Consider the following 12207-nt stretch of genomic DNA (forward strand, 5'->3'; position numbering starts at 1 on the left):
CTTATATGTCTACTACTCTTACTGAAAAGGAAATCAAAGTACTAATAGACGAACACAGAAAAACAATTAGTAAACTGGAAAATCAAAGGTCTTTAATAGCCTTTTTGGTTTTACTGACTTTAATTTCTGTTTTTCTGCTTGGTATCGTTGGAAATGTACTACTAACAATTTTCTCTTTTATTATCGGCAGTTTAGTCATTCTCTTTTTGATTGGTATTTTCCCTAGGCAGTCTAATACTGATCAACTAGAGTATGAAATTGAAGAGCTGAATAAACTATTGGTTGTTCAAATAGAAGACAGAATAAAAAAACAGGAGATTGACGAGAGAACTATTTATGATGTTGTTCTCAAAGTGAAAGGAATATCTTATCGCCAAGAAGCTTTCTCAGATTTATGTCAAGAACTTATAAGAGAATCAGATGATATCCCTTATTTAGGATATACTTCTAAAGAAATTAAAGAGGAATTAATTTTTGGAGGAAGATTTTATAAATACTTGCCTTTTAAAATTCCAGATGTAGAGTTTATCCCTGAATTTGATAATAAATTTGACCCTAATGCAGTTAAAATTGTGGTTCGAGGTTATCATTTAGGCTATGTCACCAAGTCAAAAAATAGAAAAGTATTAAGATTAACAACAGATTCAAATAATGAAGTTATCAAAAACGCTGAAATTTATGGGGGTGATTATAAAGATATCAATCCGGATAATGGCAGACTTCGTACAGTTAAGGATTCATTCAAGATACGAATTAAGTTGAAAGTCTTAAAAAAATAAAAAATCCCCACACTCTCGACGACCATCTTTGAGTGTGAGGTTTCAATCTTCCATCTAGCAAACAATGGAAAAGATGATAAAAAAATACAACTATAGTTTATCATAAGTTCTACACCTTTTCAACTATGCGGGCAAGCAATCGAAAAGAAAGGACTTTTTATGATAAAAAAATACATTACAAAAAAAGGAGAGACTAGATATCTCTTTCAAACATACCTGGGCATAGACCCTGCAACTGGAAAAGAAAAACGCACAACACGCCGTGGTTTTAAAACCATTAAAGAGGCCAAGGCTGCCGAACGTGACCTTCTCTTAGACGTTGAAGAGAATGGTTTTTCAAACAATGAAGATTTCCAGAACCCTACTTTTGCTGAAGTCGCTGAGTTATGGCTTGATAGCTATAAAAGCACTGTAAAACCAACAACATATCAGAACGTTAAGAAAAAACTTAATGTTATGATTGACTCATATTTTACAGATATGAAGATTCAGCAAATCAGTGTAGCTTATTGTCAAAAGGTTGCTATCAAGTTAAGTAATCGCTATATCCTATATGCTAATTACTACTCTGTCATCAGCCGTATTTTCAAGTATGCCGCTTCTCTTGACATCATTAAGTCAAATCCCTTAGACAAGATTATCAAGCCTAAAAATAAACCCTTAAAGGGCAAAGAAAACTACTATACAAAACAGGAACTAACGGAGTTCCTTAAAGTTTACAAAGCAAATTGTAAGCCAGTTGACTATACCTTTTTTCACCTACTCGCTTTTTCTGGATTGAGAACTGGAGAAGCAATCGGCCTCATGTGGTCAGATGTTGACTTTGAAAATAAACGGTTAAGCATTTCTCGCACGGCTGTCGTGATTGGCAAAAAACAAACTGTTCAGGATCCTAAAACCAAAAGGAGTAAGAGGGTTATCACCTTAGATGATGAAACTCTGAATGTTTTGAAATTCTGGAAACGACAGCAAATAAAAGAATATTTCCAGGCTGGTGTGCCTTACAAACATGATTCGAATTATATTTTTACGAATAATAGTGGGGGATGGCTTTTGGCTGCAACTATGAAAGTGAAGCTTAGCAGATTCTTTTGTAAACACAAAGATCTTAAAAAAATTTCGCCTCACGGATTTAGGCATACACATGCTTCTCTCCTCTTTGAAGCTGGTGTTACAGCGAAAATCATTTCAGATAGACTCGGTCACAATAATGTTCAAATCACCCTTGATATGTATACCCACATCAATGATAATCAACGCGTTGAAGTCGTTGACCAGTTCATGGATTTCATCCGCTCCAGCTAAAAGTAAAGTCGTATTCAATCTCGTATTCACTTTTGCTTAACACGCTAGAAGTCCACTAGTTTCAAAGGATTAGCAAGCTGTGTACTATTTATGGTATAATGAAAGAATGAAATACCCAAAAATTGATTTAAAAACCATTCGTCTGCAGACGAGGCAATTTCAGGCTGAAAATCCCCGCCTATTTCTCGTCTATCTCTTACCTAGCATACTGGTCATCTTATCAGGCTTTCTCAACCCCTTGGCTCGTCTCCAAGAAAGTGTTTTAGAGCAATCCTTTTTCAGCATGCTGGCACAAGTGCTCCAAGCCTATCTCTTCCCACTAGTGGTTTCTTTTGTGGGCACGATTTTTCTAGCAGGTGCTGCCTTTGAGACACTCCGACTCCTCAAGGATCCTGATACAGAACTCTCAGTAAAATCAAGCCTGGCTCTCTTTGCTGAAGAGCGCTTCTCGCAAACCTTCCTAACTCTGCTCCTCAAACGTTTCTACCTCTTTTTATGGAGCATTCCAAACTTAGTAGGCGTTTATTTTCTCTTTTATAGCAATCTCTTAGCTCGGAGATTTGTCGCCTTACATCCTGAATTTCCAAAACTAGACCTCTCATCAGTTGAAACGGAGCAGTTCCTTATGACCTTTGGCCTCTACTTTTTCGCGAGCCTCATCTTGATGATTGTAGGGAACATCCTCTACGTTCCGCAACATTATGCCTACTCGCAGGTAGAATTCCTCCTCTGCGACACTCTGGATTTAGGACAGGCTAAACCAAGCCAAATCCTGAAAACTAGCCGTTTCTTGATGAAGGGTTACAAGTTTCAACGCTTTGTCCTCGACCTACAACTACTCCCTTGGTACTTCCTCAACTGGATCACCTTTGGAATTGCTAGCTTTTCACTCCTTCCCTATATCCAGAACAATCACATCTTCTTTTACAGAGCCCTACTAGCCCGTAAACGTCGAAATGGATAAGAGCATATAAAAACCAGCGTCGTTCAGGACGCTGGTTTTCTTATTTAAAAAGCAAAATACTCAGCAGAGTCAAAATAGCAGGTCCATCTTGCTTCAGAAGAATCTTCTTGTTTACCCTGAAGGAATGACACACAAAAAAGAAGCGAGAACCCAATCAGTTCCCAACTTCCATTTTAATGATTAGTTCATTGAAACGTGAACGTGGTCATAGTGGTTTTCGGTTACGCTACCACGGTCTGGCATTGGATTCCACGTATAGGCTGGTCCATATTTACTATCATATGGAGCGTAGAAACGTTGTTTCCAGATGATATAGTTGATACCACGGCTAGCCATATTTTTGACTGCATATTCCGCGATTTGATCACCAAGTGCTGAACTCACTGGAACCATGAAGTCGATGGCCAAACCTTTACCATGGTCCCCACTGTCACCAGGACGGTAGCCACTAAAGGATGTAATCCCAAACAAGTTGGCTACTTCTTCTTTAAAGGCTGCAGTTTGTGGTTGAAGACCAGCATTCTCAGACTTAGCTACAGCAAGTCCTGCATAGTCAGGAGCCGCTGGAGCTGAATACGTTCTTGAAGGAGTTTGGCTTTGCTCTGCTTGATAAGTCGAAGTTGCAGTGTCAGAAGTTGCTGTTGATGCTGCTTCTTCTGTTGCACTTGATCCTGTTGTATCAGCAGGTGTTTCAGTTGCTGGAGCAGCTGCTACTGGGGCTTCTGCTGGAGTTGTTGCTGCCGTTTCTTCGGTAGCTGGAGTCGCTGCTTGAGGAGCTTCTTCTTCAACTGAGCGAGTTGTTGCTGCTACTGGTGCTTCCGCTGGAGTCGTTGCTGCTGTTTCTTCAGCTACAGGTGTTTCTGTAGATGGTGTCTCTTCAGCAACTGTCGCTGTCTCAGAAACTTCTGAACTTGACGTTACTTCTGCTGGTTTTTCCGTCTCTGTTGCAGTTGGAGCTTCCTCAATTGGTTGAGAAAGGTCTTCTACTTGAACTGTTTGTTCATCGACTGTCACTTGATTCGTCGTCAAATCAGCTGTCGCAGTCGTCACTTCTTCACTAGCGTCTGCTTGAGGAGCTTGGATTTCAACTTCCGTTACCTCTTCTGCCTCATTGACAGTTGTAGTGAGGACAGTATCTGGGAAAATCAAGTCCATATTGGTGATTTTGTTCAAATTAGCAAGAACCGTCACATCTACTCCCAAAGCTTCTGCAATCGTGCTCAGGGTATCTCCATACTGAACTGTATAGCTGTTTTTGTTTTCGTTTTTCGTCACGTCATCTTGGATTTGCTCAACGCTACGTGCTGTCCAAGAGATTTCTTGAGCTTTAGCTCCTAATGTGGGAGCAAGAGACAAGGCTACTGTTGAGGCTAAAATAATTCTTTTCTTCATTCGTTCATATTCCTTTCAAATGAGTACTTGTCTATCATAACACAAAAAAAGCAGAAAAAAAGCCCTCTCGGGCCTATTTAACAGAACTGTCTATTCCCTGTAACAAACTCGATTACTTGAAATAGTTTGTTAGGTTTCTGTCATAAAATTGACACAATCTTCTCGTCCCCAATCCTAAGAAATATGAGGAACATCTGCCAACTCTTGAATCATGTGATTCCCTTCATAAGACGACTCTAAAAAGTTGATGCTTTGAAGACCGCTATTCTTGGCAAATTCCACATCCAAAGTCCGGTCTCCTATATAGTAGGTGTTCTCAGGATCCAACTCATACTTGTCTAGCAGATAGGTCGCCGCTTCTGGACTGGGCTTGCGCGCAAAGCCACTCTGACTGGTTAAAATCTCTTTGAAATAGGATTCCAACCCCAAGTCTCTGAGAATGGTAGAAGCATTGTCTCCCTTATGAGTATAGACAAACTGCTGAATCCCTGCTTGGTCTGCCCAAGCTAGCACTTCACGCGCACCTGGCATCAAAACTACCTGAGTATTCTTCTCAGCCAGACTTTGGGCACGCACCTGATTGAGCACTTCCGCATCCAGGTTTCTCTCTTCTGCCACCTGCTCCAGCAAATCCTGCACTGAATACCTAAGGATAAACTCTCTCACTTTCTCCTTATCATAAGGAATAGAAAACTGAGCAAAGGTCTCCTCAATCCCTGACAAAATCGCTTCGTAAGAGTCCAATAAAGTCCCGTCCAAATCCCAAATAAAGGCTATTTTTTGCATCTCCTATCCTTTCAAACTCATATAACGCTGGTAACGGTAACGTAGAAATAACCAGCGAAAACCATTATCCAAGAGAGTCCCTGCCCAAATACCAGGCAAGCCCCAACCAAGAACAATACCCATCAGATATCCTGTTCCAATGCGGATACACCACATCCCAATACTTGTTGCATAAAAGGGGAGGCGAGCATTCCCCAAACCCTGCCAAACTGCAGTATAGATGACTGTTCCTATCGTCATGGGAGTCCCCAATAGAGAAAACAGTGCAACCAAAACGCTCGCTTCGACCGCTACAGGGTCGGTCGTATAGAGATGAGTCAATGGTGTCCCCAAGGCATAGATACTGAGAGTTAAGGGCAACATAAGAAGCAGGGAAAGCCAAAAGGTTTGCTTGCTCAAATCATCTACTCTTTCCCAGTTATCCTCTCCAACTGCTCGAGCTACCTGCATGACCGTCGCTGTAGCGACGCCAAAGGCAGGCATATAGTTAAACTGGGTCAAGACTTCTCCGACTGCATTCCCCGCTACTGCCTCCGTCCCAAAAGAAACAACCAAGGCAATGATCACTACATCTCCAGCTCGCATCATGAGACGTTCTCCTGCCGCTGGCAAAGCCAAAGTCAATAGTTCCTTATCTAAACCAAAAGTCGGTTTCTCAAAAGGCAGCTTTAATTGTGACCACAAAATCACAAGACCGACTAAGCGAGACAAGATAGTCCCCCAAGCAACACCCGCTATGCCCATATCAAGGACAAAAATAGCTAGACTTGAAAAAAGAATATTCAAGGCATTGGATAACAGACTCACATAGAGGGGTAGACGCGGATTATGCGTTGCACGAATCAAGGCACCTAGACTCGTCATCAAGCCCAAGAGAACAATCGATCCACCCACCAAAGATAGGTAGAGCCCACCACTCTCAGCCACAGCCTGCTCAGTTCCCAAGAGCCCTATCATCTCTTGCCCAGCAAAGATGGATAAAGCGCCTAAAAGTGCACTCAGCAATAGGGTTATCTTGAGAGCCTCTGTCACGTGATAAGCCAACTTGGACTGATCTTTCTGCCCCAAACTTTTTGAAATAACGCTGGAAATAGCAGCTCCCAGAGCGATAAAAATCGCCTGGTAAATGGTGATAATATTGCCAGCCACTGAAACACCTGAAATGGCGATTAAGCCCAAGTGAGCGACCAAGTAACTGTCCACCATTCCCATGAGCATCTGCAAAAAGTTTTCACCCATAGCTGGCAATGCAATATTAAGAATGTCTTTATTTTTCTTAAACAATCTCTCCTCCTGATGAAAAGAAACTCAGTTGGTTTCCCAACCGAGTTTACTCCCTCTGTCTTAAAGTCCTAGATAAGCCTCCACCGCTGCTTGCATGTCAGCAGCTGCCACTGTTGTTTTATGACGAACCGGAGCTGTTTCAAGGCCATCAACCGCTGGTGGCACTGCCACTCCTGAAATGTCATGTAATTGAGCCAAGGCTTCAAAGTCAGTTAAGCCTGCTTTTCCTGTTACCGCTTCTACGGCAACCACTGGGAACTTGTATGGACTAGCTGTTGAAGCAATCACTGTCTTAGTCGCATCGCCAGTAGCCGCTTGGTATTTTCTATAAACAGCTGAGGCAACCGCCGTATGTGGATCCTCGATGTAGACATCTGTATCATAAACACGTTTAATTTCTGCCGCAGTTTCTTCCTCAGTCGCATATTCAGCTGCAAAGAGTTCCAGAATCGTTGCATCAAAGTCTGTCAATTCATATTGTCCTTGTGTACTCAAGGCATTCATGAGTTCAGCTGTCTTAACCGCATCATTCCCCAAAAGATGGAAAATCAAACGCTCCAAGTTTGAAGATACCAAGATATCCATAGATGGACTAGTTGTTACTTTAAACTCACGTTTCTTATCATAAACACGTGTCTTGAAGAAGTCAGTTAAAACATTATTGTCATTTGAAGCACAGATCAATTTACCAACTGGCAGACCGATTTGTTTAGCATAAAAGGCAGCCAAGATATTTCCAAAGTTTCCTGTTGGTACTGTGAAGTTGACCTTATCACCAGCCACAATCTCACCAGTCTTGACCAACTGAGCGTAGGCATAAACATAATAAACAATCTGTGGTACCAAACGACCAATGTTCATAGAGTTAGCTGATGAAAATTGCAGTTTATTGGCAGCCAATTTTTCACGAAGTTCCACATCGTTGAACATGTGCTTCACGTTTGTTTGTGCATCATCAAAGTTTCCATCAATAGCGATAACATGAGTATTGTCGCCAGTCTGAGTAGTCATTTGCAACTCTTGTACCTTGCTGACACCATCCTTTGGATAAAAGACGATAATCTCAGTTCCAGGCACATCCGCAAACCCTGCCATAGCAGCTTTTCCAGTATCACCAGATGTCGCTGTCAAAATGACAATCTTGTTCTCCAAACCATGCTTTTTAGCGGCTGTCGTCATAAAGTATGGCAAGATAGACAAGGCCATATCCTTAAAGGCAATCGTTGAACCATGGAACAATTCCAAGTTGTATTGCCCATCCAGTTTCACCAATGGCGCAATAGCTGGAGTATCAAACTTGCTATCGTAGGCATTGTTGATACAGTAGTCCAACTCCTCAGCCGTAAAGTCATCTAAAAAGGCTGATAAAACTAATTTGGCCACTTCTTGGTAAGAAGCATCTTTTAATGTTTCAAAGTCCAAATCCACCTTTGGATAAGTAAGTGGTGTAAACAGACCACCATCCGTCGCCAAACCTTGCAAAATAGCTTGGCTGGCAGTTACTGTATTATTGGCATCACGCGTTGATTGATAAACTAATGTCATGAATCTCTATCCTTTATCTATAGTCTCTTCCATTATATCATGATTTTTCAGAAAATTCTCCCTTTATAAGAGAAATTATAATCCCAATTCTTTCTTCAAAGGCTCTAAATAAACCATTTCTTGCTTATCTCTTTTCTCCAGCCCCTCCTCAGCGAGGGTGAGTAAGTCTTTAGAAAACTCGAGAACCGCAGCTTCTTCTTCATCTGTAAGTTTTTTCTTAGAAAATTGTCGTCTTAAAAGCTTATAATCACGACCAGCTGTGGTAAAAAATGGAGCAGTTCGCAAGTAAGCTTCAAGTTTGTCTAAATGAACCAACAAGCCCAAATGAAAGGCTGCAGAAGCAAAAGTCCTATCAAGCGGCTGAGTACACACACTACGAAACTCAACTGTCCCTCGAGTCGTTAAGTCTTGGTACTGGTAACTACGATGAGTTTGGAAATCTTCCTCCTGAGGATGAATTAACACCTCATCCCCATTAAGGGTAAATGCTTGGATTTCAGGTGTAGCCAAATAGTCCCTAGCCTGAATCGGATAAAAATAATAGGTCTGCCCATCACGCTCCGCAGTAAAAATCGCAGAATGATTTAAATAGTCAAAAAAATCATCCTCATCTTTAAATAGTCTAGTATTGACACCAACATTCTCTGGATAGATACCATGCATGGATTCTTCCCAAAAAATATCTCTCGAAATTTTGGTATCCCAATCTGCCCCTGAAAACTCAGAATTGGCAAACAAATAAGCTTTGGCAGCTTCAATTTGAGTAAAAGCATTGATAACACGCAGGTAGTTGGACCTTGAAACGTCTAGTTGAACCTGACTTCCACAGATAAAGGCACCATACTCAGGGAAATGATGTAAACCTCTACTAGTCTTACTTCTACTTAAGTTCAAGTAATCCATCAACATCTGATAGCGGGGATAAGGCACTGGACAATTCTCATTCTTCTCCCAGTTGGGATGAATGCCGCAGCCAACAATAGCATGATTAGCTTCACCCAACTTATTCTGAATCGTAGCCATATAGAAATCAAAGCGTTCTTCTACCTCTTGGATAGATTCGGCCTTTCCGAATGCAAACTCAATTGTCGTATAAGCAACCTCAAATAAGATCGTATCTTGGCTGACTGGATCAAGCAACTGAATTGGATTCCCAAAATCATCCACTTTTTCGATAGTAAAGCCCAGTACTGATGGTAAATACCGAAAGAGATCCTTAACAACTTCACCATCTGTAGCCTTACCCTCTAAATTTACAATAGGATATTCTAACTCAATCCCAATAAATAAATTTGGGTTCTCTTTTATATTCTTTAAGTAACGTTTCTTCAGTAATTCAACAGACCGAGACATTAATCACCAAACTCTTTCATAATCAAAATAAATTGTGAATAAGTAATATTATACCAAAAATACACTAAAAATGACTAGAATAAGAAGAAAAAGATCATTCATCAGATATCTGTACTTAATCAAAATCTTTACCAAAACAAAAAACAAGGTCCGAAAACCTTGTCTTTATTACTATACCGGCGGCCGGGGTCGAACCGGCACGTCCTTGCGGACACTGGATTTTGAGTTCAATTCCTACAATTTTTGAACCCTACAATCTTGATTTAATAGGATTTTAGGAGGTTTGAATCTTGCAAAATAGACTCTTTTTTCAAATTTCAGTAACTTTTAGGTAACACTTCATACCTTTTCCACAGTTAATGTAACATTGTGTCTTCTCCTATATAAAAAATCAATTTTTTAGATTATTAAAACAAAAACAACTCTTTTGCCCAAGTAGAAGATAATTCATTTTCTAGTAAAACTTTTTCTTGCCATATACCAGAATACTTTATGCCATCATCTTTAGCAGAATTTTTATGATTACCATTTATATTATCGGGCATAAGCACCGGTAATTCTTTCCAGATGCTTCTTGATTTACCACTCATTGTTAATACTCTCCCATCATGAAAATTAAAAGTACCATAGCCTTTTTTTTGAGGTAAAAACGATAAGTTTTCACTTGGTATATATAGCATATTAGATTTCAAACTACTCATATGTTCTAAAGAATGAGGATGAAAAGGATACATCTTCTGCAAACATTCTTTATCATTCGTCATGTCACCAATTTGCAAATAACCATAAATGATATTTAAATCAGGAGCATCTTTCTTAAAACACAATGTTCCATTATAAATATCCCCTTCAGTTTGTCTAAACCATCCAAAAAATAGAAAAAGGTCACCAATAGAAACATTGTGATTTCGTAATATTCCCTGAGAACTTTTAATTTGGCCAAATGCTGGTCTCCAATCAGAAACAGAATTATTCCTAATATTTTCTCTTATGTCCGGGTCAAGATGACAATTAAAATGATTTGTTTTATCTTCCTTCCCTTTTAATTGTTTTAATATATCTGAAAATAATACTCCATCATAGTTTAAATCGTCAAAAGATATAGTGTCATATTTAGCAGGTATTGGCAATGAAAGCAGTGTTCCATCAGGTAGTATAGGACTCGGGATACCACCATTAGATGAATCAAATCCTTTTCTTGATAAAATTATTTTCAAAATTCTTTTCCTCGTATAAAAAAGGGATGGTAAGGCAAATCCATTACTTTGTTTTGTGAACCAAGTATAGTCTCAGCAAATTCCGTTAATTCTAATACATCAGTAAATCTCTCTTCAGAATTATAAAATCCATTTTTGGCATTCCATCTTGGGAATGGTTTCCCATTCATTCTTGCTCGTTCTCCCATCGGGAAAAAATCTAAAATTTCTTTAGGAATTTTGAGTGGAGACTTACCAAAATAATTAAAACGGTCTGCAAGAATCACTACTTCATTCATAAAACTTGATTGGTTTAATCCATTCTTTTCAATCAGCCATTGATAAGTATAAGCATCTCTTCTATTATTAGATTTTGGAGATAATAAATATTCTTTCATTGTTAAAATTTCACTAATTTTAGCAACAAAAATTAGATGATTATATTTTGGAGTGATAAACATTCCTTGCTCATCTCTCCATTGTTTCCCATCGTTTGAATGCCCTGCTACAGCCATTATGTAAGCATCTACAGACTTAGAGTTTATTTTATCAGCCCAGTTCTTTTTGATATTTCTTCTTAACTGAAGCATACACCCTCCTTCGGTAAGAAGATGGGGAGTTGTATCATAATTTTCTGTAAAAACACAAGGATTGATACCATAATCATGAGTCATTCTATAGCAGTAAAAAATGGTTTGTTTGTCCACTCTTTTACCTCCTTCTCTCCAAAAGTTTTTGTATTCTAATTAAATATAGTATATCAAAAATGCTCTGTTGATGAAAGGGATTATACTCTTTTGTAAATACATGCCGAAGATAGTTTAACGTTCGGATAACCTCAAGGAATAACAATTACAAAAAATATGATTGATAAGAAGTTTAAGCAAATACTAGAAAGGGATAAAGATTTAAAGAAAATAAGAATACATGATTTGAGACACTCTCATACATCATTACTTATAAATCAAGGAGAGGATTATCTTGTTGTCAAAGAAAGATTAGGACACGCATCTATTACAACAACAATTGATACTTATTCTCATTTGTACCCTAGCAAACAGAAAACATTGGCTAATAAACTTGATGATTTATTTTAAAATGGAAAAATTGGTAACTCAACAAAAACTGATAAAAAAAACAAGGTCCGAAAACCTTGTCTTTATTACTATACCGGCGGCCGGGGTCGAACCGGCACGTCCTTGCGGACACTGGATTTTGAGTCCAGCGCGTCTGCCAATTCCGCCACGCCGGCAAATAGTAACTGGGGTAGCTGGATTCGAACCAACGCATGAGGGAGTCAAAGTCCCTTGCCTTACCGCTTGGCTATACCCCAATAATATAAAATAGGCGAGTGATGGGGATCGAACCCACGCATGCCAGAGCCACAATCTGGTGTGTTAACCACTTCACCACACCCGCCATAATCATATTAACACGGGCAGTAGGAATTGAACCCACACTGAAGGTTTTGGAGACCTTAGTTCTACCTTTAAACTATGCCCGTAACTAAAGTAATGGAAGGGGAGGGATTCGAACCCCCGAACCCGAAGGAGCGGATTTACAGTCCGCCGCGTTTAGCCTCTTCGCTACCCTTCCAAGTTAT

General features: G+C 39.6%; 10 protein-coding genes, 5 tRNA genes and 1 pseudogene. 4 read left to right on the forward strand and 12 right to left on the reverse strand.

The features are described 5' to 3' along the window. Positions 1 to 5 precede the first annotated feature (5 nt). The 3 genes from HMPREF8578_RS03755 (at position 6) to HMPREF8578_RS03765 (ending at position 3048) form a co-directional block, all read left to right on the forward strand. Positions 6 to 779, forward strand: coding sequence for a hypothetical protein (locus HMPREF8578_RS03755; protein ID WP_000108310.1), 774 nt, complete (start codon positions 6 to 8; stop codon positions 777 to 779). Positions 780 to 938: 159 nt separating this feature from the next. Further along, positions 939 to 2084 (forward strand): site-specific integrase, encoded by a 1146-nt coding sequence (locus HMPREF8578_RS03760; RefSeq protein WP_000592965.1) that lies wholly within the window; start codon positions 939 to 941, stop codon positions 2082 to 2084. A 106-nt stretch (positions 2085 to 2190) separates the two neighbouring features. After that, positions 2191 to 3048, forward strand: a complete 858-nt coding sequence (locus tag HMPREF8578_RS03765; RefSeq protein WP_000876916.1) for a DUF975 family protein — start codon at positions 2191 to 2193, stop codon at positions 3046 to 3048. Positions 3049 to 3228: 180 nt separating this feature from the next. Here HMPREF8578_RS03765 and HMPREF8578_RS03770 read toward each other — a convergent pair whose 3' ends face one another. From HMPREF8578_RS03770 to HMPREF8578_RS03800, 7 genes are all read right to left on the reverse strand, one after another. Then, positions 3229 to 4440, reverse strand: a complete 1212-nt coding sequence (locus HMPREF8578_RS03770) for a LysM peptidoglycan-binding domain-containing protein (protein WP_000746003.1) — start codon at positions 4438 to 4440, stop codon at positions 3229 to 3231. 174 nt (positions 4441 to 4614) lie between these two features. Further along, a complete protein-coding gene (locus tag HMPREF8578_RS03775) occupies positions 4615 to 5226 on the reverse strand; it encodes an HAD family hydrolase (RefSeq protein WP_001169119.1) in 612 nt (203 codons plus the stop codon). Positions 5227 to 5229: 3 nt separating this feature from the next. Beyond that, entirely contained in the window at positions 5230 to 6510 is a 1281-nt protein-coding gene (locus tag HMPREF8578_RS03780) for an MATE family efflux transporter (protein ID WP_000473980.1), read from the reverse strand. A gap of 60 nt (positions 6511 to 6570) precedes the next feature. Further along, the gene (gene thrC / locus HMPREF8578_RS03785) at positions 6571 to 8055 is read right to left on the reverse strand and encodes a threonine synthase (RefSeq protein WP_000177137.1); all 1485 of its coding nucleotides are present in this window, start codon (positions 8053 to 8055) and stop codon (positions 6571 to 6573) included. Between the two features lie 75 nt (positions 8056 to 8130). Next, the gene (locus HMPREF8578_RS03790) at positions 8131 to 9408 is read right to left on the reverse strand and encodes a glutamate--cysteine ligase family protein (protein WP_000091655.1); all 1278 of its coding nucleotides are present in this window, start codon (positions 9406 to 9408) and stop codon (positions 8131 to 8133) included. A gap of 407 nt (positions 9409 to 9815) precedes the next feature. Further along, on the reverse strand, positions 9816 to 10625 hold the full coding sequence (locus HMPREF8578_RS03795) for an Nmad3 family putative nucleotide modification protein (protein WP_000691671.1): 810 nt from the start codon (positions 10623 to 10625) through the stop codon (positions 9816 to 9818). Then, a complete protein-coding gene (locus tag HMPREF8578_RS03800) occupies positions 10622 to 11311 on the reverse strand; it encodes a hypothetical protein (RefSeq protein ID WP_025168804.1) in 690 nt (229 codons plus the stop codon). The genes HMPREF8578_RS03795 and HMPREF8578_RS03800 overlap by 4 nt, the downstream gene beginning before the upstream one ends. A gap of 138 nt (positions 11312 to 11449) precedes the next feature. Here HMPREF8578_RS03800 and HMPREF8578_RS03805 point away from each other — a divergent pair. Beyond that, positions 11450 to 11701: pseudogene (locus HMPREF8578_RS03805) on the forward strand (tyrosine-type recombinase/integrase); the annotation flags it as partial. Positions 11702 to 11772: 71 nt separating this feature from the next. Here HMPREF8578_RS03805 and HMPREF8578_RS03810 read toward each other — a convergent pair. The 5 genes from HMPREF8578_RS03810 to HMPREF8578_RS03830 all read right to left on the reverse strand — a co-directional run bounded on the left by HMPREF8578_RS03810 (position 11773) and on the right by HMPREF8578_RS03830 (position 12200). Then, positions 11773 to 11856 (reverse strand) — tRNA-Leu (locus HMPREF8578_RS03810). A gap of 9 nt (positions 11857 to 11865) precedes the next feature. Further along, positions 11866 to 11937: transfer RNA gene (locus tag HMPREF8578_RS03815), tRNA-Gln, on the reverse strand. 13 nt (positions 11938 to 11950) lie between these two features. Continuing rightward, positions 11951 to 12023 (reverse strand) — tRNA-His (locus HMPREF8578_RS03820). Between the two features lie 14 nt (positions 12024 to 12037). Continuing rightward, positions 12038 to 12108, reverse strand: a tRNA-Trp gene (locus HMPREF8578_RS03825). 11 nt (positions 12109 to 12119) lie between these two features. Then, positions 12120 to 12200: transfer RNA gene (locus HMPREF8578_RS03830), tRNA-Tyr, on the reverse strand. Positions 12201 to 12207: the final 7 nt, after the last annotated feature.

Source organism: Streptococcus oralis ATCC 49296, assembly GCF_000185265.1.
GTDB classification, from domain to species: Bacteria; Bacillota; Bacilli; order Lactobacillales; family Streptococcaceae; genus Streptococcus; species Streptococcus oralis_BC.

What these genes read in the sequence shown, in the direction of transcription:
- HMPREF8578_RS03770 (WP_000746003.1), bottom strand. Translation starts at nt 4,440, where the DNA reads ATGAAGAAAAGAATTATTTTAGCCTCAACAGTAGCCTTGTCTCTTGCT.
- HMPREF8578_RS03790 (WP_000091655.1), bottom strand. Translation starts at nt 9,408, where the DNA reads ATGTCTCGGTCTGTTGAATTACTGAAGAAACGTTACTTAAAGAATATA.
- HMPREF8578_RS03765 (WP_000876916.1), top strand. Translation starts at nt 2,191, where the DNA reads ATGAAATACCCAAAAATTGATTTAAAAACCATTCGTCTGCAGACGAGG.
- HMPREF8578_RS03755 (WP_000108310.1), top strand. Translation starts at nt 6, where the DNA reads ATGTCTACTACTCTTACTGAAAAGGAAATCAAAGTACTAATAGACGAA.
- HMPREF8578_RS03775 (WP_001169119.1), bottom strand. Translation starts at nt 5,226, where the DNA reads ATGCAAAAAATAGCCTTTATTTGGGATTTGGACGGGACTTTATTGGAC.
- HMPREF8578_RS03760 (WP_000592965.1), top strand. Translation starts at nt 939, where the DNA reads ATGATAAAAAAATACATTACAAAAAAAGGAGAGACTAGATATCTCTTT.
- thrC (WP_000177137.1), bottom strand. Translation starts at nt 8,055, where the DNA reads ATGACATTAGTTTATCAATCAACGCGTGATGCCAATAATACAGTAACT.